Source organism: Streptomyces gilvosporeus (assembly GCF_002082195.1).
GTDB classification, from domain to species: Bacteria; Actinomycetota; Actinomycetes; order Streptomycetales; family Streptomycetaceae; genus Streptomyces; species Streptomyces gilvosporeus.
In genome coordinates this window covers 2,882,451-2,904,017 of the sequence record NZ_CP020569.1, presented here as the reverse complement: position 1 = coordinate 2,904,017, position 21,567 = coordinate 2,882,451, and the positions used below count along the sequence as shown (strand labels likewise).

Below are 21,567 nucleotides of genomic sequence, written 5' to 3'. Positions count from 1 at the left end.
CCGCGGGGGCTTTCACATGCCCCGTTCGGGCGGTTTACCGGCGTATGGGCGCATTCCGCGTACGTGCCCGAGAAACATGGCCAGCGGTATATGCCCCCCACCCCGTCGCCCGGAAGGAGAGCCCATGGCTGCCCCCTCAGCAGCGGACGAAGCCCAGTCCGAAGCCCAGTCCGAAGCCCAGTCCGAACTCAAGGACTTCGTCGAATACTGCGTACCGCTGACCGGCTTCGCCGCCTTCGACCTCTATGCCACCGGCATGGCCCGCCTCTATCTGGACACCGCCCGCCACCAGGTGGGCGCCGCCCGCTTCGCGAAATTCTGGGAGCACTGGCAGGACGCCGTCGACGGATTCGGCGGCCCCGAGGATCTCGACCCCACCGACCGCGAGGTGGCACGGGCCCTGACCTACCTCTGGTTCACCGGCGCCTGGCCGCTCCTGGCGCCCGACGCGCATGCCGAGCTGCGCCGCGAAATGGCCAACGTCGAGTTCGTCGCCTCGCCCAGCGCGTACCCGGAGGGGCTGGTGTGGAAGACGTTCCACGGCCACCCCGGCGGCGCCAAACCCCCGGGCTTCGGCACCTGGGCCGTCAAACCGCCCGCCCCGGTCCCGGCCGACGCGCTGCGGGACGACCTCGGCCTCCCCGCCGACGCCGCCTACCGCACCGGCCTGCCCGAGGCGGTGTCCCCCGACGCCATCCCCGCCCATCTGCTGCCCGGCCACCGGCTCTCCCGCGACATCCCCCCGTCCGCCGTGCCCACCGCCCTGGCCCCCACCACCCCCGAGGAGGACCCCGTATGACCGGCACGACCGTGACCGCGGACGACGCCGCCCGCCGCCGCTACGACGCCGTCATCGTCGGCGGCGGCTGGGTCGGCAGCATCCTCGCCAAGCGGCTGGGCGCCCAGGGCTGGCAGGTGCTCGTCCTGGAAGCCGGCAACGGCGGCACCGAGACCTGGCCCGGCTATCTGGACTCCCTGTCGACCTTCTACTCCGCCGTGGCCAAGGTCCCCAACTCCGCCTACCGCCCCAACGCCGCCGCCCCCTCGCCCGATGTGCTGGACCTCGCCCCGGTCCGCAACCCGCAGGCCGGACAGCCGGAGTTCACCGCCCGTGGCTACTTCGTCCAGAACGGCCAACTGCCCTACGGCACCGACTACTTGCGCGCCCTCGGCGGCACCGCCATGCACTGGCTCGGCGCCGTCCCCCGGATGCACCCCGACGACTTCGCCACCCAGACCCATTACGGCTACGGACGGGACTGGCCGCTCACCGCCCAGGACCTCCAGCCCTGGTACGCCGAGGCCGAACGCGAACTCGGCGTGGCCGGCAACGCCGCGGAGCAGAAGGACCTGGGCGTCGTCACCGACCCCCACCACCAGTACCCGATGCACCACATCCCGCAGAGCTATATCGACCAGTACTGCCACCGCAAGCTCAAGGACGTGGTCGTCAAGGACGAGATCGTCCCGAACGAGACGTACAAGCTGAAGGTCACCGGCCTCCCCCAGGCCCGCAACTCCACCCCCAACCCCGAGTACGACCACGGCACCTACCGGGTCAAGGGCGCCGTCGGGCTGCCGAACTACGGCGAGCGCTGTGTGGGCAACGCCAGCTGTGTGCCGATCTGCCCGGTGCAGGCCAAATCCCATCCGCTGCGGCTCCAGGCGGGCCTGCCCGACAACGTCACCCTCGCCCATCGCTGCGTCGTCACCCGCGTGCGGGCGGCGGCCGACACCGGCCTGGCCACCGGCGTGGAATACCGCACCTACACCGACCCCGCCTCGCCGGTCAGCCGGTCCTACATCGCCGAGGCGGACATCGTCATCCTCGCCGCGCACGCCATCGAGAACGCCCGGCTGATGCTGTTCTCCGGACTGGCCCCGAAGAGCGGCCAGGTCGGCCGCAACCTCATGGACCACCCCACCATCCTGAACTGGGCGCTGTCCCCGGAGGCCGACGGTCCCGTCGGGCCGTTCCGGGGACCGGGCCACACCTCCGGCTGGGAGGCCTTCCGCTTCGGCAAGGGACGCCGCACCCGCGCACCGTTCCGTATCGAGATCGGCAACTGGGGCTGGGGCTGGGCGACCGGCGCGCCGATGAGCAATGTCGCCACCGCCCTCGGCATCGGCGGCGATGCGCGCGGCGCCGTACGCGAGGACGGCGTCTTCGGCCCCGAGCTGCGCCGGCTGCTCGGCTCCGCCATCGGCCGCCAGCTCCAGCTCCAGATCGCCGTCGAACAGTCCGCCGACCCCGCCAACCGCGTCACCATCGACCCCGCCCGCTACCGCGATGCGATGGGCAACCCCCGCCCCATCCTCACCTACAACCTCGACAAGCACACCCGCGACGGCCTGTTCGCCGCCCGGCTCGTCGCCCAGAAGATCTTCAAGGGCCTGGACGCGGAGGACCACACCCACCACGCCCCGCGCGACGGCGTCCCCCCGCTGGGCCACTTCGTCCACCGGCTCAACGACAAGAGCCTGCACCTGGCCTACAGCGGAGCCGGACACGGCGCCGGCACCCACGTCATGGGCACCTGCGACAAGACCTCCGTGGTCGACCCGTTCCAGCGCCTCCACGAACACCACAACGTCTACGCCATCGGCTGCGGCAGCATGCCGTCCATCGGCACCAGCAACCCCACCCTCACCATGATGGCGCTGGCCCTGCGCAGCGCCGCCCACATCCACCAGGGACTCGTCGCCGCCCGCCGCCCCATCGAGGTGCGCGGCACGGCGAACCAGGACGCGAGCACGATGGCGGAGGCGCCGGCATGATCACCGCAACCACCCTCGACCAGCAGGGCTTCGGCATCCCCGCCACCCTCGACGAACTGCGCACATACCTCCAGGCCGCGATGGAGGTCGAGCATCTGACCATCCCCGTCTACATGACCGGGATGTACACGATCACCCCCGGCACCAACCGCACCGCCTACTTCGTCCTCCGCAGCGTCCTGCTGGAGGAGATGCTGCACATGACGCTGGCGGCGAACCTCCTCAACGCGGTCGGCGGCGAGCCCAAGGTCGGCCGCAAGGAATTCGTCGCCCCCTACCCGGTGCAGCTCCCCTTCAGCAGCCGCAAACTGCCCAAAATCGGCCTCCAGCACTTCTCCCCGAAGGCCCTGGAGACCTTCCTGACCATCGAACGGCCCCGCGCCATGGCTCCCAAGCCGCAGCCGGGCGACGGCTGGACCTCCATCGGCCAGTTCTACGACTGCATCAGGAAGGGCCTGGACAACCTCGTACGGGACCTCGGCCACGGTGCCGTCTTCACCGGCGACCCCAACCGTCAGGTCGGCCCCGAGGACTTCTACAACTCCGGCGGCGAGGTGTTCGCCATCCACCACCAGGACCAGGCGCACACCGCGATCCGGGTCATCAGCGAGCAGGGCGAGGGCGTCGAGGGCAGCATCTGGGACAGCGACGACCTGATCTTCGGCGAGGAGCGGCAGCTGGCCCACTACTTCCGCTTCAACGAGATCTACACCGGCCGCAGTTACGGCCCGCACGACCTGCCCAAGGACCCGCCCAGCGGCCCCCTGGTGGACGTCACCTGGGACGGCGCCTACCGCATCGACGGCACATCCACGCTCGCCCAGTACCGCGAGTACGCCGAGACCAGCGACGTCTACGCCCAGGCCGCCGCCTTCCACACCCGCTACGCCGCGCTGCTCGGCTACCTCCAGGCGGCGTTCAACGGCACTCCGCGGGCGATGGCCCTGGCCATCCCCACCATGCTGGAGCTGCGCGACCGCTCCGAACAGCTCTACCGCAACCCGCACCCCGACCCCGAGCGGGCGGCCCAGGGCATCGGCGCCAGCCCCACCTTCGAAATCGGCGATCTGAACTTCCAGGAGGCCCGCCCCCACGTCGAGCAGAACCTCGCCCTCGCCGGCCTGGAAGCCGGCGCCCCCATCGACCTGTCCGCCCTGAGCCCGGAAACCAGCGAAACCTTCGCCTGAACCGGCCACTTGGAGCCGGCGGCCCAGGGGCAAGCGGCCCGTCCCGTCACCACTCCGGGGCGGGCCGCGCCCTTCGGTAGCCTGCCGCACCGGAGCACGATCCTCGTTGCCCCGCGGCCGTCTGGAGACCCCTGTGAACGAGCGCCTGCCCATAGCCGAGCTGGAGCTGCTCCGGCAGTTCGAACAACGCGATCCGGGCGGGTGGTACGCGGAAGGCTTCGAGCTCTACGGGCCCGCCGAGTACGGCAGAACATCCGGCATCGACACCTGGTCGAAGGACCCGCAGTTCCTGCACGCCTTCCTCGCCTTCGCCACCGCCAACCACAGCGGTTCGATCTACGCCCTGTGGCGCCTCGACGGCCACACCGACGACGGCACCGACCTGGCCACGCTGCCGGTCGTGGTGTTCGGCGACGAGGGCGGCGTCCATGTCGTCGCCCGCAGCCTGCGCGAGCTGTTCCAGCTGCTCACCTGCGACGCCCGGATGTGGGCCACGGACGAGTGCGCCTACTTCTACGCCGACGAGATCGACGAGGTCGACGAGGACCACGAGCCCAGCAGGCGCCACCCGGAGTATGTCGACTGGCTGAAGCGGGAGTTCGGCCTGGACCCGGTGGCCGACCCCGACGGGGCCATCGACGCGGCCCAGGACGAGCTGGGCGAACGCTTCGATGCGTGGATGCGGCGGTACGTGGACGACCACTGACGGCCGGGCCCGTCGCCGGCGGATCGGCCGGTCACCGGGACGAGGCACAATGCGCGCATGAAGAAAAAGGTGCTGCTCATCGTCGCCCTGTGCGTGGCCGTCGGCCTCGCCGTCGCGGCGCCGCTGCTGAAGACGTACGACGACGACCTGCCGGACACGGTCACCGACCACCTCTTCCACGAGCGCATCAAGACCTTTGCGACCGCGCGCGACGCCCCGAAGGTCGGCGAACACGAGCTGCTGTTCATCCTTCCCAAGTGGGTCCCGAAGGACGCCACGCAGATCACGGAGAAGGTGCAGACGAACGGCAACGCCAAGCTGATGCGCTTCACCCTCGGTGCGGCGCCGCTGAAGCTGAGCGGGGCCAAGAGCTGCTCCGGGGGCGCCTTCAACGGGGAGCCGAAGCTCGATGCGAGCTGGTGGCCGGAGGGCGTGGGGGAGAGCGCCGGGCGGGTGGACTGCTCCGAGCAGTACCAGTACCGGGTGGTGGTCAAGGGCAAGCAGGTCTACGCCTGGACCAACGGCGACTTGTCGCAGTCCTGAGCGTCACGGCAGACGCAGCGGGGCGGCCCCTTCGGGAAGGGGCCGCCCCGCTGCGCTGCGCGGCCGTGCCTACGGCAGCGCCAGCATCCGCTCCAGCGCCAGCTTGGCGAAGCTCTCGGTCTCGTTGTCGACCTGGATGCGGTTGACGACCTTGCCGGCCGCCAGCGACTCCAGGGCCCAGACCAGATGGGGCAGGTCGATGCGGTTCATGGTGGAGCAGAAGCAGACCGTCTTGTCGAGGAAGACGATCTCCTTGTCCTCGGCCGCGAAACGGTTGGCCAGCCGGCGGACCAGGTTCAGCTCCGTGCCGATGGCCCACTTGGAGCCGCGGGGGGCGGCCTCCAGGGCCTTGATGATGTACTCCGTCGAGCCGACGTAGTCCGCCGCGGCGACGACCTCGTGCTTGCACTCGGGGTGGACCAGCACGTTCACGCCGGGGATGCGCTCGCGGACGTCGTTGACCGAGTCCAGCGAGAAGCGGCCGTGGACCGAGCAGTGGCCTCGCCACAGGATCATCTTGGCGGCGCGCAGCTCGTCGGCGGTCAGGCCGCCGCCCGGCTTGTGGGGGTTGTAGACCACGCAGTCGTCGAGGGACATGCCCATGTCGCGGACGGCGGTGTTGCGGCCCAGGTGCTGATCGGGCAGGAAGAGGACCTTCTCGCCCTGCTCGAAGGCCCAGTCCAGCGCGCGCTTGGCGTTGGAGGAGGTGCAGATCGTGCCGCCGTGCTTGCCGGTGAAGGCTTTGATGTCGGCGGAGGAGTTCATGTACGAGACGGGCACCACCTGCTCGGCGATCCCGGCCTCGGTCAGGACGTCCCAGCACTCGGCGACCTGCTCGGCCGTCGCCATATCGGCCATCGAGCAGCCGGCGGCCAGGTCGGGGAGGATCACCTGCTGGTCGTCGCCGGTGAGGATGTCGGCGGACTCGGCCATGAAGTGGACACCGCAGAAGACGATGTACTCCGCGTCCGGCCGGGCGGCCGCGTCCCGCGCGAGCTTGAAGGAGTCGCCGGTCACATCGGCGAACTCGATGACCTCGTCGCGCTGGTAGTGGTGCCCGAGGACGAAGACCTTGTCGCCGAGCTTCTCCTTGGCCGCGCGGGCGCGCTCGACGAGGTCGGGGTCGGAGGGGGCCGGCAGATCACCGGGGCACTCCACACCGCGCTCGCTCTTCGGGTCGGCCTCGCGGCCGAGGAGGAGCAGGGCCAGCGGAGTCGGCTGGACGTCCAGGGGCTGGGCGGTGGTCACGACACGCACCCTCTCTTCTCTGCAGACAGCTCGTGGGCACGCGTCCGCTCCCGGGCACATGCCTTCTCGTCGATTTGACGCTATCTATCATAACTGCTTCATGTCAGTTTGACGATGGCCATAGTGTCGATGTGACGCATCCGGCCGGCCCTTGCCCCGGACCCCCTCCGTATGCGTGTCCCGCTGCCCGCGGCGCTCCGTGATCGGTCTCCCACCGATGCCCGCCCGGTGATGTGCGAGCATGAAGACGACAGAAGGACACCTCGCGCGCAGCCGGAATAGATCCGGGACGTCGCCGGTTGCAGCTGTGGCAACCGATGGCAAGCGGTCCGTACAACCCGGGAGAGATGTAGATGAGCGTTCAGGACGAGAAGACCACCGTCAGCGACGGCATCATCCTGTCCGACGCGGCCGCGTCGAAGGTCAAGAGCCTGCTGGAGCAGGAGGGCCGGGACGACCTCGCGCTGCGGGTGGCGGTCCAGCCCGGCGGCTGCTCCGGACTGCGTTACCAGCTCTTCTTCGACGAGCGCTCGCTCGACGGCGATGTGGTCAAGGACTTCGACGGCGTCAAGGTCGTCACCGACCGGATGAGCGCCCCCTACCTGGGCGGCGCCTCGATCGACTTCGTCGACACCATTGAGAAGCAGGGCTTCACGATCGACAACCCGAACGCCACCGGCTCCTGCGCCTGCGGCGACTCCTTCAGCTGAGCCACCGCGCCACTGACCGCCGAAGGCGGCACCCCGCTCGGGGTGCCGCCTTCGCGGTCTTCACGGAGCCGGGGCGCGCTCAGCGCTTCGGGACCGCCCTGCCGGTCGAGACGTCGATCACCTTCCGGCCGTCCAGCGGCTTGTCCAGCGTCACGGTCCGGGTGAAGTCCTTGGCGATCTTCACGCAGATCTGGTGCGGCTTCTTGTCCCGGCCGACGACCTTGGTCTGCACGGTCGTCGCCGACTCCTCGGCGCTCACCGTGTAGACGCTGCACACCCCGCCCCAGAAGTGCACGGTCAGCTTCCGCCCGCCATCGCCCACCACGTACGACTCCAGCGCCATCGCCCCGGGCTTCCCCGACGGCACCTGCGGCGTGCGGTCCCGGTGCGCCAGATACTTCGGGTTCACGGCGGGGTGTGCGATCACCGAGGTGGCCTCGGGGTCGTTGCCGGCGCCCGGCTGCCGCACCCGGTAGAGCCAGGACGGGATCAGCGCCGGCCCGCCGTTCACGTACTGCACCGCGAGGCCGAAGACCGCGCCGGTCACCTCGGTCGGCCGCTGGCCCTTCGTCGGCGCGGGCTCGCAGGGCGCGATCCCCGTGCCGCCCTTCTCGGACAGCGCCGAGGGGCAGTCGGCGGGCTTCCGGCCGTCGTGCGAGTTCAGCCGGTCCAGGGTCTGCCGCGCGCCCAGTACGGGATACACCGCGCCCTTGGCCGGATGCGCCAACTGGCCGCTGCCGCCCACCACTTGACCGTCCGAGCCGACCTGGAGATCGCTCTGCCAGCCGTACGTCGGCAGCGCGCCGAGCACCGGGTCGGCGCTCACGACCCGCACCGCGCCGGACAGCCCGCTCGCATCCAGCTTCGCGTCCTTCTGGCCGAGGGCCGCCAGCGCGGGCCGCACGGCCTCCTTGGCCTTCGCCTCCGACACCGCGCCCTTGCCGCTGCCGTCGTCCTGGGTGGAGGCGTCCCCGGCGCCGCGGTAGGAGGGGCAGCCGGGCCGGCCGGACGGCGAGGCGCCCGTGTCGCCCTTCGGCGAGGAGGGCAGCGCGCAGTTGGTCCCGCCCGGGGTGCCGTACTGCGAGAACGTCCACGATCCCGAGCCGGTCTTGGTGACCTGGAGGACGGGGCCGCGACCGTCCGCGGTGGGCCCGCCGACCTTCCAGGTGTTGCCCTCCGAGCGCACCTTTCCGGCCACATCCAGGGCCTTGGCCAGCCGTTCCACCGTCGCCCGGTCGATCTGCCCCTGCGGCCGGTACACGGGCGCCGACGCCGGACCGCCGGGCAGCTTCGCCACCGCCTTGTAGTGCGCACCCTGCGGATTGGGCTCGCCCGCCGCTATCCCGCCGCCGGTGTAGCCGTCGAGGGCCAGCGGCGGCGGATTGCCGGCCGAGGCCCCCGCGGCGGCGTCCCGGCCGCCGGACGCGGACGAGGCCCAGTACGCCGCGCCACCCCCGGCGACCAGCACCGCGGCGGCCATGGAGGCGATCACCAGCCGGCTGGGCCGCCGGCGGGCCGCGGGCTCCGGGTCCCGGGCGGGCGCCGTGCCGTCACCGGTGTCGTTGGTGTCCTCGGTGTTCACCGCATCGCTCCTTCGGCTCCGCCGGCCATCTTCGGCGTCCGTACTCACGGACGCCGATGGGACGAAGCAGGGGCGGCGGCGGTTCCCCCGTCCGGCGGGGGACCGGCCCGGTGGCCGTACGCCGGCTCAGTCGCCGTACTCGGACATGCCCTCCAGCAGTGCGGCAGACTTCTCGGGGACCGAGACGCCGTGCAGTTCGGTCGCCCGGCCGTGGACGGACTTGCCCTCGGCGGACTCGGTGCACCGGCTGCGGGAGAAGCGCGGCGCCATCCGCGCGCAGTCGCCGCGCAGCTGGTCGAGCGACTCCGGGTCGGCCGTGGCGGACGCGGAACGGGCGGCGGACGGTGTGACGGCTTTCACAGGCTTGGTCATAGCGGCACCGTACGCAGCCGCCTTCCGCGAAGAAAGACCTACTATTGGGTAGTTTCGGTATGTCCGATCGTCCGGGATGACCGGGTGGCCCGGCGCTATGCCCGGTAGCGTTGTCCCACGTCCGCTAGTCCCTCCGCCCCAGGAGCAGACCCGTCGTGCGTATTGCAGTCTCCGGCTCCATCGCCACCGACCATCTGATGACGTTCCCCGGCCGTTTCGCCGACCAGCTGGTCGCCGATCAGCTGCATACGGTCTCCCTCTCCTTCCTCGTCGACCAGCTCGACGTCCGCCGGGGCGGCGTCGCCCCCAACATCTGTTTCGGCATGGGCCAGCTGGGCATCCAGCCGATCCTGGTCGGCGCCGCGGGCAACGACTTCGAGGAGTACCGCGCCTGGCTCGACCGCCACGGCGTCGACACCCGCTCGGTACGGATCTCCGAGGTGCTGCACACCGCCCGCTTCGTGTGCACCACCGACGCCGACCACAACCAGATCGGCTCCTTCTACACCGGCGCCATGAGCGAGGCCCGGCTGATCGAGCTCCAGCACGTCGCCGAGCGCGTCGGCGGCCTGGACCTGGTCCTGATCGGCGCGGACGACCCTGAGGCGATGATCCGCCACACCGAGGAGTGCCGCAGCCGGGGCATCCCGTTCGCCGCCGACTTCTCCCAGCAGATCGCCCGCATGGACGGCGAGGGCATCCGCACCCTGATGGAGGGCGCCGCCTACCTCTTCTCCAACGAATACGAGAAGGGCCTGATCGAGTCCAAGACCGGCTGGACCGCCGACGAGATCCTGGCCAAGGTCGGCACCCGCGTCACCACCCTGGGCTCCAACGGCGTCCGGATCGAGCGCGTCGGCGAGCCGGTCATCGAGGTCGGCGTCCCGGAGGAGAAGGCCAAGGCCGACCCGACCGGCGTCGGCGACGCCTTCCGCGCCGGCTTCCTGTCGGGCCTGGCCTGGGGCGTCGGCCTGGAGCGCGCCGCCCAGGTCGGCTGCATGCTCGCCACCCTGGTCATCGAGACCGTCGGCACCCAGGAGTACGAGCTGCACCGCAGCCACTTCATGGACCGCTTCACCAAGGCCTACGGGCACGAGGCCGCCGCCGAGGTCCAGGAGCACCTGGCCTGAGCCCTTCGGCGCGTCTCGCGCCGGGCCTCCCCACCGGCCGTTTGCTCCTAAACGCGGCGCCGCACCACATATGCGGCGCCGCGTTCCGCATCCCGTTCGCCCACGTACTCCTGCTCGCGCATCGCGCACCAGGCGGGGATGTCCTGCCGCGCCGCCTCGTCGTCCGACAGCACCGTCACCGTGCCGCCGACCGGAACCCGGCCGATGACCTTCGCCAGTTCGATGACCGGGATCGGGCAGCGTTTTCCGAGGGCGTCGACCACCAGGCCCGTCTCCTCGCCCGCCGCCGCGGGCTTCCCCGGCATCTCCGGTTCCTCCACCGGCACCCCCAGCCGCTCCCGCACCGAGCGCACCACCCCCGGCAGCACCTGGAGGAACCGCTCCACCTCGGCCTCGTCCGTGCCGTACGGGAGCGAGACCCGGACATTCCCCTCCGAGAGCACACCCATCGCGCGCAGTACATGGCTCGGCGTCAGAGTGCTGGACGTACAGGACGATCCGGACGAGACGGAGAAGCCGGCCCGGTCGAGTTCCTGGAGCAGCACCTCGCCGTCGACATAGAGACACGAGAACGTGACGAGGTGGGGGAGACGCCGTACGGGGTCGCCGACCACCTCCACCTCGCCGACCAGCTCCGGCACCCGGGTGCGGATCCGACCGACCAGCCCCCGCAGCCGCGCCGCCTCGTCCGCACCGCTCGCCGCCTCGGCGCGCAGGGCCCGCAGCGCGGCGGCCGCCGCGACGATCCCCGGCAGGTTGCCGAAACCGGGCGCGCGGCCCGACTCCCGTTCGTCGGCCGGGCCCTGGGGCGCGAAGCGGGTGCCCTTGCGGACGGCGAGCAGACCGACACCGGGCGGGCCGCCCCACTTGTGGGCGCTCGCCGCCAGCAGCGACCAGGCGCCCGGCACCGGCCCCCAGGCCAGCGACTGCGCCGCATCCACCAGGAGCGGCACCCCCGCCTCCTGGCAGCGGGCCGCCACCTCTTCGACCGGCTGCTCGGTGCCCACCTCGTGGTTGGCGGACTGGAGGCAGGCGAGCGCGGTGTCCGGCCGCAGCGCGGCGGCGAACTCCCCGGCCGCGACCCGGCCCGTACGGTCCACGCCGACCTGGGTGACCGTGCCGCCGGCCGCCGTATGGGCCTCGGCGGCATGCAGGACGGAGGAGTGCTCGACCGCGGAGTGCACCAGCCCCCGGCCGACCCGCCGGCGGGCCGCCAGCGCCCCGGACATCCCGGAATGCACCGCCTGCGTCCCCGAAGGGGTGAAAACCAGCTCGTCGGGCCGGCACCCCACGGCCTCCGCCGCGGCCTCCCGCGCCGCGTCCAGCAGCATCCGGGCCCGCCGCCCCTCCCGGTACAGGCGGACGGGATCGGCCCAGCCCTCGTCCAGCGCGGCGAGCAGGGCCTCGCGGGCGACGGGATGCAGCGGGGCGGCGGAGGCGGCGTCGAAGTAGGGCACGTACGAGACGGTAGCCCCCCGGCCCGCGCGTGCGAGGTGCGCTCACCCCGATGCCGCCGCGAGGCGCCCCGGCCCCGCCGCGGCCGGGGCTCGGCACGTCGTCAGAAGCCTGGTGAAAGCGCCTGTTCGGGGGGCCGCGGACCCCTGTCACAAGGACACGCCCACCCCATCGGGGTGGCTCGCGGCGCGTTGGGCACCCTCCCCGCGCGACCCCAAATAGCGTCCAGTAGGGTTTGGTCCGCATAAACATCCAAACCCCTGCCCGACGCAGGGCGGCGACCGACCAGCGAGTTAAGGCCGCAGCCGACCGCGCGGGCGAGACTCTCGGGAAGGCGCTACGTGAGTCCCAACGGCTCCGACCGCTCGTCGCGGCGCCCGATGCGGCGGAAGCTGCCGCAGGTGCTTGCTGCGGGCCTGGTCCTGGCGACCTCTACTGGTTGCTCATACAAGGACTTCCCCCGCCTCGGCATGCCGACGCCCGTCACCGACGAGGCGCCGCGAATCCTCTCTCTTTGGCAGGGCTCCTGGGCCGCCGCCCTCGCAACGGGCGTGCTGGTGTGGGGCCTCATCATCTGGAGCGTGATCTTCCACCGCCGCAGCCGGACCAAGGTGGAGGTCCCCACACAGACGCGGTACAACATGCCCATCGAGGCGTTGTACACGATCGTCCCGTTCATCATCATCGCGGTGCTCTTCTACTTCACCGCACGTGATGAGAGCTACGTTCTCAAGACTTCCAAGAAGCCGGACCACGTCATCAACGTGGTGGGCTTCCAGTGGAGCTGGGCGTTCAACTACCTGGAGAACGTGGACGGCAACAACAAGACCACCGGGATCAACTCTCCCGAACTCTCTGCCATCCCGGACAAGTGGAAGAAGTCCGCCCCGGCCGGTGCCGAGGGCGTCTACGACACGGGCAACCCGGCGACGAAGAACCCGCAGACCGGCAACCCGGGCCCGACCCTGTGGCTGCCGAAGGGCGAGACGGTTCAGTTCGTCCTCACGTCGCGTGACGTCATCCACTCCTTCTGGGTGATCCCGTTCCTGATGAAGCAGGACGTGATCCCGGGCCACACCAATGTCTTCGAGGTGACCCCCAACAAGGAGGGCACCTTCATGGGCAAGTGCGCCGAGCTGTGCGGCGTCGACCACTCCCGGATGCTCTTCAACGTCAAGGTCGTCTCCCCGGCTAAGTACCGGGAGCACCTGAAGGACCTGGCGAAGAAGGGCCAGACCGGATACCTGCCGTCGGGCATCAAGCAGACGGATCACGCCAGGAATGCGGAGACGAAGAACACGTGAGCATCCTCAACGAACCTCAGGGTGCCGCCGCCGAGACGGCTCCGGCAGCACCGCCCGTACGCAAGAAGCAACCGGGTATCGCCGCGGTCAAGTGGCTCACCACCACCGACCACAAGACCATCGGCACGATGTACCTGGCCACGTCGTTCGCGTTCTTCTGCGTCGGCGGCCTGATGGCGCTGCTCATGCGCGCCGAGCTGGCCCGCCCCGGCGAGCAGATCATGACGAACGAGCAGTTCAACCAGGCGTTCACCATGCATGGCACGATCATGCTGCTGATGTTCGCCACCCCGCTGTTCGCCGGTTTCGCGAACTGGATCATGCCGCTCCAGATCGGCGCGCCCGACGTGGCGTTCCCGCGGCTGAACATGTTCGCCTACTGGCTCTACCTCTTCGGCTCGCTGATCGCGGTGGCCGGCTTCCTCACCCCGCAGGGTGCGGCCGACTTCGGCTGGTTCGCGTACTCCCCGCTGTCGGACGCGGTCCGCTCGCCGGGCGTCGGCGCCGACATGTGGATCATGGGTCTGGCCTTCTCCGGCTTCGGCACCATCCTCGGTTCGGTCAACTTCATCACGACCATCATCTGCATGCGTGCGCCCGGCATGACGATGTTCCGGATGCCGATCTTCGTCTGGAACGTCCTGCTGACCGGTGTGCTGGTGCTGCTGGCCTTCCCGGTCCTGGCCGCCGCGCTGTTCGCCCTGGAGGCGGACCGTAAATTCGGTGCCCATGTATTCGATGCCGCAAATGGCGGCGCATTGCTCTGGCAGCACCTTTTCTGGTTCTTCGGGCATCCCGAGGTCTATATCATCGCCCTGCCGTTCTTCGGCATCATTTCCGAGGTCATTCCGGTGTTCTCCCGGAAGCCGATGTTCGGTTACATCGGTCTGATTGCGGCGACGATTTCGATTGCCGGTCTCTCGGTCACGGTGTGGGCTCACCACATGTATGTGACCGGCGGTGTACTGCTGCCGTTCTTCTCCTTCATGACGTTCCTGATCGCGGTCCCGACCGGCGTGAAGTTCTTCAACTGGATCGGCACCATGTGGAAGGGCTCACTGTCCTTCGAGACGCCGATGCTGTGGACGATCGGCTTCCTGATCACCTTCACCTTCGGTGGTCTGACCGGCGTCATCCTGGCCTCGCCGCCGATGGACTTCCACGTCTCCGACTCGTACTTCGTCGTGGCGCACTTCCACTACGTCGTCTTCGGCACGGTCGTCTTCGCGATGTTCGCCGGCTTCCACTTCTGGTGGCCGAAGTTCACCGGCAAGATGCTGGACGAGCGCCTCGGCAAGATCACGTTCTGGACGCTGTTCATCGGCTTCCACGGCACGTTCCTCGTCCAGCACTGGCTGGGCGCCGAGGGCATGCCGCGCCGGTACGCCGACTACCTGGCGGCCGACGGCTTCACCACGCTGAACACGATCTCGACGATCAGCTCGTTCCTGCTGGGCCTGTCGATCCTGCCGTTCTTCTACAACATCTGGAAGACCGCCAAGTACGGCAAGAAGGTCGAGGTCGACGACCCCTGGGGCTACGGCCGTTCGCTGGAGTGGGCGACTTCCTGCCCGCCGCCGCGGCACAACTTCCTCACCCTGCCGCGCATTCGCTCCGAATCCCCGGCGTTCGACCTGCACCACCCGGAGATCGCGGCCCTCGACGCGCTGCACAACGGTCACGGCGCGGATGACAAGTCCCTCGCCGGCGGCAAGGAGGCGGGCAAGTGAAGATCCAGGGCAAGATGTTCATCTGGCTGAGCGTCTTCATCCTCGCCATGGCCGTCGTCTACGGCATGTGGTCGAAGGAGCCGGCCGGTACCACCGCGCTCTTCCTGGCGTTCGGCCTGTGCATCATGGTCGGCTACTACCTGGCCTTCACGGCCCGGCGGGTCGACGCGGGTGCCCAGGACAACGAGCACGCCGAGGTCTCGGACGACGCCGGTGAGGTGGGCTTCTTCAGCCCGCACAGCTGGCAGCCGCTCTCCCTGGCCGTCGGTGGCGCGCTCGCCTTCCTGGGCGTCGTCTTCGGCTGGTGGCTGCTGTACTTCTCCGCCCCGGTGATCCTGGTGGGTCTCTTCGGCTGGGTCTTCGAGTACTACCGCGGCGAGAACCGCACCCAGTAGGACGCGGACACGCCGTACGCGGCGGGCCCGGACACCCGATCAGGTGTCCGGGCCCGCTGTCGTTTCCGGCGTGGCGGCTTGCCTTCCGGGGCGGAACGTCTCCCGCGCGCACCCCGTTTGCAGTCATCCAGCGCGCCGCAAGAGGTGGTTTTTCATATTTTTAGGGCATGAGTAACAGACCTCGAACCCGGACGGTGCTCAGCTGCGGCCTCCTGATAGTGCCCCTTGCGGTGAGCGCCACCGCCTGCGGGGACTCGTCGTCGCAGCCGCTCTCCGCCAAGCCCTACGACGCGGCCGACCAGATCACGGCCAACACCCCGGACGGCAAGCAGAAAGCGGACCCCGACAAGCCGCTTGAGGTCTCCGTCAAGGGTGACGAGGCGCGGATCACGGACGTGACCGCCACCGACTCCTCCGGCCGCTACATCCGCGGCGAACTCAGCGCCGACGGCAGGCGCTGGAGAACCACCGTGCCACTGGCCGCCGGCACCCGCTACACGGTGCGGGTCAGCACCGAGGACGAGGACGGCGCCCCCGGCCGCAAAACCCTCGTCGTCCACACCACGGACAACCACGACGACCGACTGCGCGTCACCTTCGGCCCCGACACCGGCGAATACGGCGTCGGCCAGCCCATCACCGCCGAGCTCAACAGGGACGTGACCGACCCCAAACAGCGGGCCGTCGTCGAAAGCGCCCTGAAGGTGGACTCCATCCCGCGGGTCGAGGGCACCTGGCACTGGATCGACGGCAAGAAGCTGCACTTCCGCCCCAAGGACTTCTGGCCCGCCCACGCCACCATCGCCGTCCACAGCAACCTGGCCGGCCTCAAGATCGCCCGGGGGCTCTACGGCGGCCCCGCCAAGCCCGTCCGGCTCACCACGGGCGACGCGGTGGAGGCCATCACCGACGCCGCCGCCCACCGGATGACGGTGCTGCGCAACGGTGAGGAAATCAACACCATCCCCGTCACCACCGGCAAGCCCGGCTTCTCCACCCGCAACGGCGTCAAGGTCGTCCTCGGCAAGGAGAGCTTCGTACGGATGCGCTCCTCCACCGTCGGCATCGCCGCCGGAAGTTCGGAGTCCTACAACCTGCCGGTCTACTGGGCCACCCGGGTGACCTGGAGCGGCGAGTATGTGCACGCCGCCCCCTGGTCCGTCGGATCACAGGGCGCCGCCAACGTCAGCCACGGATGCACCGGCATGTCCACCGGGAACGCCCAGTGGTTCTTCCGCCACGTCCGCGTCGGCGACATCGTCAAGGTCGTCAACAGCTCCGGCGACACCATGACCCCGTTCGACAACGGCTTCGGCGACTGGAACATGCCCTGGAAGGAATGGCGGGCCGGCAGTGCCCTGAAGACCAAGGGCTCCAGCACCACAGGAGCCGCCGAGCGCCAGCAGGACTCCTCCTCCGACGCCCGGCTCCGCCCCCAGCTGTGAAGGCGCCCCAGCGGCCGCACAGCCGCTCGTGGGCCGTCGTCTCAGGCCTGTACGAGCGCCCTGCGGCGCAGCAGCGAGGCCAGGGCGTCCGCGAACGCCACCGGGTCGAGGGGATGGGTCACGGCCGCGTCCGCGCGGCTCCAGGTGGCCAGCCAGGCGTCCTGGGGCCGGCCGATGAGCAGCAGGACGGGCGGGCATTGGAAGATCTCGTCCTTGATCTGCCGGCAGACGCCCATCCCGCCCGCGGGCGCGGTCTCGCCGTCCAGGACGCAGACGTCGATACCGCCCTGTTCCAGGGCCGTGAGGACGGCCGGGGCGGTGGCGCACTCCAGGATCTCGACCGGGGGGACATCGGCGGCGGGCCGCCGGCCGACCGCCAGCCGGACCTGCTCGCGGGTGTGGGCGTTGTCGCTGTAGACCAGGACCGTGGCGGTCGCCTGCATCGTTCCTCCAGCTTGTCGGCGGGCCGGCTTCGGGGTCGATCGTTGCGCGGATGCTACTCCCGTACCAGGTGCCCGCAGGAGGGTTCATACCGAGTCGTACGCTGACCGATGCCGCGTCAGGAGCGCTGCGCCGACGGCCCGGCGGGACCGGGGCGACCGGCCGCGTCCCCCCTTCGGGCGACCGTCGCGACCACCCTCGCGAGCAGGCCGTACGGCCTTGACACACCGAACGGCACCCCCCGGAGTGAGGGCGGGATAAGCGACCGACATAATGTCGGTCGTGGCGACAGCAACGACAGTAGAAACCGGGCACGCGCACCCGTCGGTCAATCGGCCGAACCTCACCAGCGTCGGAACCATCATCTGGCTGAGTTCCGAGCTGATGTTCTTCGCGGCCCTCTTCGCGATGTACTTCACCCTTCGATCGGTGACCGGCGAGGCGTATTGGAAGGAATCGGCCAGTGCGCTGAATCTTCCGTTCTCCGCGACCAACACCACGATCCTGGTGCTCAGCTCCCTGACCTGCCAGCTCGGCGTATTCGCCGCCGAGCGCGGTGACGTCAAAAAGCTCCGCGCGTGGTTCGTGGTCACCTTCGTCATGGGTGCGACCTTCATCGGCGGTCAGGTCTTCGAATACACCGAACTGGTCAAGCACGAGGGGCTCTCGCTCTCGTCCGGCCCGTACGGCTCGGTGTTCTACCTGACCACCGGCTTCCACGGACTGCACGTGACGGGCGGACTCATCGCCTTCCTGCTGGTCCTGGGCAGGACGTACGCGGCCAAGAGGTTCACCCACACGCAGGCCACCGCGGCCATCGTCGTGTCCTACTACTGGCACTTCGTCGATGTCGTCTGGATCGGCCTCTTCGCCACGATCTACCTGATCCGGTAACTGATCCGGTAACCGGTCCCCGACCGGATACGCATTACCGACAGACATAGCCAAAGCATCGACGCAGAAGATCCTGACACCGGGGTAATCCGTGAAAAAGCTCTCCGCACGACGGCGCCATCCACTGGCGGCGCTCGTCGTCCTACTCTTCGCGCTGGCGGTCACTGGGGGGCTGTACGCCGCGTTCGCGCCGGCGGACAAGGCTCAGGCCGATGACACCGCCCAGTCCCTTGCCATCAAGGAGGGCAAGAAGCTCTTCGCCGTGGGCTGCGCCAGCTGCCACGGCACCGGCGGTCAGGGCACCTCCGACGGCCCCAGCCTGGTGGGCGTCGGTGCCGCAGCCGTCGACTTCCAGGTCGGCACCGGCCGTATGCCCGCCCAGCAGCCCGGCGCCCAGGTGCCGCGGAAGCGGAACATCTACACCAACGCCCAGATCGACCAGCTCGCGGCCTACGTCGCGTCGCTGGGCGCCGGCCCCACCGTGCCGGACAAGCAGCAGTACAGCGCGGAAGGCGCGGACGTCGCCAAGGGCGGCGAGCTGTTCCGTACGAACTGCGCCCAGTGCCACAACTTCACTGGCAAGGGCGGCGCGCTGACCAACGGCAAGTTCGCACCGACCCTCGAGGGCGTGGACCCCAAGCACATCTACGAGGCCATGGAAACCGGCCCGCAGAACATGCCCTCCTTCGGCGACGGCTCCCTGTCGAAGGAAAACAAGAAGGACATCGTCGCGTACCTCGGCGCCGTCAACGGCGATGAGTCCGAGAGCCCCGGCGGCCTGGACCTCGGCGGTCTCGGTCCGGTCAGTGAGGGTCTCTTCGGCTACATCTTCGGCCTGGGCGCGCTGATCGCAGTCGCCATCTGGGTCGCAGCCCGGACTACGAAGGCCAAGAAGTCATGAGTGAGACTGGACGACACGAAGACGTGCCAGAAGAAATTCTTCCCGAGCGGGAGACGGCGCACGAAGGCGCGGTGGCGACGGCGGAGAACCCGTTCGCCGACCCCGGTCTGCCCGAGCACGAGCACCGCAAGCAGGACATCGACGAGCGGGCCGCCAAGCGCTCCGAGAACACCGTCGCCCTGCTGTTCCTGGTGTCGATGGCGGCGACCGTCGGCTTCATCGCCTCGTATGTGACGATCCCGATCGACAAGATCGTCTACATCTGGCCGATCGGCCACATCAGCGCCCTGAACTTCGCGCTGGGCCTCACCCTCGGTGTCGCGCTGTTCTGCATCGGCGCCGGCGCGGTCCACTGGGCCCGCACCCTGATGTCGGACGTGGAGGTCGCCGACGACCGCCACCCCATCGAGGCCGCCCCCGAGGTCAAGGCCAAGGTCCTGGCGGACTTCAAGCTGGGCGCCGAGGAGTCGCAGTTCGGCCGGCGCAAGCTGATCCGCAACACCCTGTTCGGTGCGATGGCGATGGTCCCGCTCTCCGGCGTCGTGCTGCTGCGCGACCTCGGCCCGCTGCCGGGGACCAAGCTGCGCACCACGAACTGGAAGCAGGGCGTCCGCCTCGTCAACCAGTCCACCAACCTTCCGCTGCGTCCCGAGGACATCGCGGTCGGCTCCCTGACCTTCGCCAAGCCCGAGGGCCTGGAGGAGGACCAGGAGGACTTCAACGAGAAGATCGCCAAGGACGCCCTGATGCTCGTGCGGATCCAGCCGCAGGACATCAAGGACAAGCACGAACTGTCCTGGTCGCACGAGGGCATCGTGGCCTTCTCGAAGATCTGCACCCACGTGGGCTGCCCCATCAGCCTCTACGAGCAGCAGACCCACCACGTGCTCTGCCCCTGCCACCAGTCGACGTTCGACCTCTCTGACGGCGGCAAGGTGATCTTCGGTCCCGCCGGGCACGCCCTGCCGCAGCTGCACATCACGGAGAAGGACGGTTTCCTGGAGGCCGCGAGCGGCTTCGGTGAGCCCGTCGGCCCGAGCTTCTGGGAGCGCGGATGAGTAACGAGACAAGCGCGACCACCACGCGCCGTGGCCCTGCGCCGCGGGGCGAGCGGATCGCCGACTGGGCGGACGGCCGGCTGGGCATCTACAGCCTCGCCAAGGCCAATATGCGCAAGATCTTCCCGGACCACTGGTCCTTCATGCTGGGTGAGGTCGCGCTCTACAGCTTTGTCATCATCATCCTGACCGGTGTCTATCTGACGCTGTTCTTCCACCCGAGCATGGCCGAGGTGACCTATCACGGTTCCTATGTGCCCATGCAGGGAATCCGGATGACCCAGGCCTTCGAGTCGACGCTGGACATCAGCTTCGACGTCCGCGGCGGCCTGCTCATCCGTCAGATCCACCACTGGGCCGCGCTGGTCTTCCTGGCCGCGATGATGGTCCACATGATGCGGGTGTTCTTCACCGGCGCCTTCCGCAAGCCGCGCGAGATCAACTGGCTGTTCGGCTTCCTGCTGTTCGTGCTGGGCATGTTCACCGGCTTCACCGGCTACTCGCTCCCCGACGACCTGCTCTCCGGCACCGGCGTGCGGTTCATCGAGGGCGTCATCCTGGCGATCCCGCTGGTCGGCTCGTACCTGCAGATGTTCATCTTCGGCGGGGAGTTCCCCGGCCACGACATCATCGCGCGGTTCTACACCGTCCACGTGCTGCTGCTGCCCGGCATCATGCTCGGCCTGCTGGTCGCGCACCTGATCCTGGTCTTCTACCACAAGCACACGCAGTTCCCGGGTGCCGGAAAGACCAACAACAACGTCGTCGGCATGCCGCTGCTGCCGGTCTACATGGCCAAGGCCGGAGGCTTCTTCTTCCTGGTCTTCGGTGTGATCTCGGTGATCGCCGCGATCGCCAGCATCAACCCCGTGTGGGCCATAGGGCCGTACCGGCCGGACCAGGTCTCCACTGGTGCGCAGCCGGACTGGTACATGGGCTTCGCCGAGGGTCTGGTCCGTGTCATGCCGGGCTGGGAGTGGAACTTCTGGGGCCACACCGTCAACTTCGGTGTGCTGATCCCGATCGTGATCTTCCCCTTGGTCCTGGTCGCCATCGCCGTCTACCCGTTCGTCGAGTCCTGGGTACGGGGCGACAAGCGCGAGCACCACATCCTGGACCGCCCGCGCAACGTCCCCACCCGCACCGGCTTCGGTGTGGCCTGGCTGGTCGCGTACTTCGTGATGCTGATCGGCGGTGGCAACGACCTGTGGGCGACGCACTTCCACCTGTCGATCAACTCGATCACCTGGTTCGTCCGGATCGCGTTCTTCGTCGGGCCGGTGCTGGCCTTCATCGCCACCAAGCGGATCTGCCTGGGCCTCCAGCGCCGCGACAAGGACAAGGTGCTGCACGGCCGCGAGTCCGGCATCATCAAGCGCCTGCCGCACGGTGAGTTCATCGAGGTCCACGAGCCGCTCGACCAGGAGCAGCTGCACATGCTCACCCAGCACGAGCAGCCCGAGCCCTACGAGCTGGGCCCGGAGGTCGACGAGAACGGCGTCCGCCGCAAGTTCACCCGCGGGCAGAAGATGCGCGCGAAGCTCTCCAAGGGCTACTACGGCGAGGACAACGTCATCCCCAAGCCGACCGTCGAGGAGTACAAGGAGATCACCAGCGGCCACGGCCACCACTGATCACCGCAGCGCCTTGAGGCGCAGGTAGTACGCCACCCAGAGGGCCCCGTCCGA

20 protein-coding genes are annotated in these 21,567 nt (G+C 69.2%); 15 read left to right on the top strand and 5 right to left on the bottom strand.

Going from position 1 to position 21,567, the window contains the following annotated elements; all coding sequences use genetic code 11:
* Positions 1–124: 124 nt before the first annotated feature.
* The 5 genes from B1H19_RS12745 (at position 125) to B1H19_RS12725 (ending at position 5,214) form a co-directional block, all read left to right on the top strand.
* A complete protein-coding gene (locus B1H19_RS12745) occupies positions 125–799 on the top strand; it encodes a hypothetical protein (RefSeq protein WP_083104834.1) in 675 nt (224 codons plus the stop codon).
* Entirely contained in the window at positions 796–2,778 is a 1,983-nt protein-coding gene (locus B1H19_RS12740; RefSeq protein ID WP_083104832.1) for a GMC family oxidoreductase, read from the top strand. Before B1H19_RS12745 ends, B1H19_RS12740 begins: the two co-directional genes overlap by 4 nt.
* Positions 2,775–3,965, top strand: coding sequence for a ferritin-like domain-containing protein (locus tag B1H19_RS12735; RefSeq protein WP_107425956.1), 1,191 nt, complete (start codon positions 2,775–2,777; stop codon positions 3,963–3,965). The genes B1H19_RS12740 and B1H19_RS12735 overlap by 4 nt, the downstream gene beginning before the upstream one ends.
* A 133-nt stretch (positions 3,966–4,098) precedes the next feature.
* Complete coding sequence (locus B1H19_RS12730) at positions 4,099–4,671, top strand: hypothetical protein (protein WP_083104829.1); 573 nt, start codon at positions 4,099–4,101, stop codon at positions 4,669–4,671.
* Positions 4,672–4,728: 57 nt separating this feature from the next.
* Positions 4,729–5,214, top strand: a complete 486-nt coding sequence (locus tag B1H19_RS12725; RefSeq protein ID WP_083104826.1) for a hypothetical protein — start codon at positions 4,729–4,731, stop codon at positions 5,212–5,214.
* 69 nt (positions 5,215–5,283) lie between these two features.
* Here B1H19_RS12725 and nadA read toward each other — a convergent pair whose 3' ends face one another.
* A complete protein-coding gene (gene nadA, locus B1H19_RS12720) occupies positions 5,284–6,471 on the bottom strand; it encodes a quinolinate synthase NadA (RefSeq protein ID WP_083104823.1) in 1,188 nt (395 codons plus the stop codon).
* 344 nt (positions 6,472–6,815) lie between these two features.
* Here nadA and erpA point away from each other — a divergent pair, with 344 nt between their 5' ends.
* A complete protein-coding gene (erpA, locus tag B1H19_RS12715; protein ID WP_030070025.1) occupies positions 6,816–7,172 on the top strand; it encodes an iron-sulfur cluster insertion protein ErpA in 357 nt (118 codons plus the stop codon).
* A 79-nt stretch (positions 7,173–7,251) separates the two neighbouring features.
* Here the strand turns inward: erpA and B1H19_RS12710 are convergent, their stop codons facing one another.
* Both B1H19_RS12710 and B1H19_RS12705 read right to left on the bottom strand, forming a co-directional pair.
* On the bottom strand, positions 7,252–8,754 hold the full coding sequence (locus tag B1H19_RS12710; protein ID WP_083104820.1) for a hypothetical protein: 1,503 nt from the start codon (positions 8,752–8,754) through the stop codon (positions 7,252–7,254).
* A gap of 126 nt (positions 8,755–8,880) precedes the next feature.
* Complete coding sequence (locus B1H19_RS12705; RefSeq protein ID WP_083104817.1) at positions 8,881–9,126, bottom strand: hypothetical protein; 246 nt, start codon at positions 9,124–9,126, stop codon at positions 8,881–8,883.
* Positions 9,127–9,281: 155 nt separating this feature from the next.
* Between B1H19_RS12705 and B1H19_RS12700 the strand changes: the two genes are divergently transcribed.
* Entirely contained in the window at positions 9,282–10,256 is a 975-nt protein-coding gene (locus B1H19_RS12700; RefSeq protein ID WP_083104815.1) for a carbohydrate kinase family protein, read from the top strand.
* A gap of 47 nt (positions 10,257–10,303) precedes the next feature.
* Here B1H19_RS12700 and B1H19_RS12695 read toward each other — a convergent pair whose 3' ends face one another.
* Entirely contained in the window at positions 10,304–11,713 is a 1,410-nt protein-coding gene (locus B1H19_RS12695) for a cysteine desulfurase/sulfurtransferase TusA family protein (RefSeq protein ID WP_083104812.1), read from the bottom strand.
* A gap of 339 nt (positions 11,714–12,052) precedes the next feature.
* Here B1H19_RS12695 and ctaC point away from each other — a divergent pair, with 339 nt between their 5' ends.
* From ctaC to B1H19_RS12675, 4 genes are all read left to right on the top strand, one after another.
* Positions 12,053–13,015: an aa3-type cytochrome oxidase subunit II gene (ctaC, locus tag B1H19_RS12690; RefSeq protein WP_030070034.1), complete on the top strand. Its 963-nt coding sequence runs from the start codon at positions 12,053–12,055 to the stop codon at positions 13,013–13,015.
* Complete coding sequence (gene ctaD / locus B1H19_RS12685; RefSeq protein ID WP_083104810.1) at positions 13,012–14,745, top strand: aa3-type cytochrome oxidase subunit I; 1,734 nt, start codon at positions 13,012–13,014, stop codon at positions 14,743–14,745. Before ctaC ends, ctaD begins: the two co-directional genes overlap by 4 nt.
* A complete protein-coding gene (locus tag B1H19_RS12680; RefSeq protein WP_083104807.1) occupies positions 14,742–15,140 on the top strand; it encodes a cytochrome c oxidase subunit 4 in 399 nt (132 codons plus the stop codon). The genes ctaD and B1H19_RS12680 overlap by 4 nt, the downstream gene beginning before the upstream one ends.
* Positions 15,141–15,307: 167 nt before the next feature.
* On the top strand, positions 15,308–16,585 hold the full coding sequence (locus B1H19_RS12675; RefSeq protein WP_203237139.1) for a L,D-transpeptidase: 1,278 nt from the start codon (positions 15,308–15,310) through the stop codon (positions 16,583–16,585).
* A gap of 41 nt (positions 16,586–16,626) precedes the next feature.
* On the opposite strand, the gene B1H19_RS12670 is transcribed toward B1H19_RS12675, so the two are convergent.
* Positions 16,627–17,028 (bottom strand): DNA-binding transcriptional response regulator, encoded by a 402-nt coding sequence (locus tag B1H19_RS12670; RefSeq protein ID WP_083104802.1) that lies wholly within the window; start codon positions 17,026–17,028, stop codon positions 16,627–16,629.
* A gap of 271 nt (positions 17,029–17,299) precedes the next feature.
* Between B1H19_RS12670 and ctaE the strand changes: the two genes are divergently transcribed.
* The 4 genes from ctaE to qcrB all read left to right on the top strand — a co-directional run bounded on the left by ctaE (position 17,300) and on the right by qcrB (position 21,513).
* The gene (gene ctaE, locus B1H19_RS12665) at positions 17,300–17,920 is read left to right on the top strand and encodes an aa3-type cytochrome oxidase subunit III (RefSeq protein WP_030070045.1); all 621 of its coding nucleotides are present in this window, start codon (positions 17,300–17,302) and stop codon (positions 17,918–17,920) included.
* 91 nt (positions 17,921–18,011) lie between these two features.
* Complete coding sequence (gene qcrC, locus B1H19_RS12660) at positions 18,012–18,821, top strand: cytochrome bc1 complex diheme cytochrome c subunit (protein WP_083104799.1); 810 nt, start codon at positions 18,012–18,014, stop codon at positions 18,819–18,821.
* The gene (gene qcrA / locus B1H19_RS12655) at positions 18,818–19,879 is read left to right on the top strand and encodes a cytochrome bc1 complex Rieske iron-sulfur subunit (protein WP_083104796.1); all 1,062 of its coding nucleotides are present in this window, start codon (positions 18,818–18,820) and stop codon (positions 19,877–19,879) included. Before qcrC ends, qcrA begins: the two co-directional genes overlap by 4 nt.
* Positions 19,876–21,513 (top strand): cytochrome bc1 complex cytochrome b subunit, encoded by a 1,638-nt coding sequence (gene qcrB, locus B1H19_RS12650; RefSeq protein WP_083104794.1) that lies wholly within the window; start codon positions 19,876–19,878, stop codon positions 21,511–21,513. Before qcrA ends, qcrB begins: the two co-directional genes overlap by 4 nt.
* Positions 21,514–21,567: the final 54 nt, after the last annotated feature.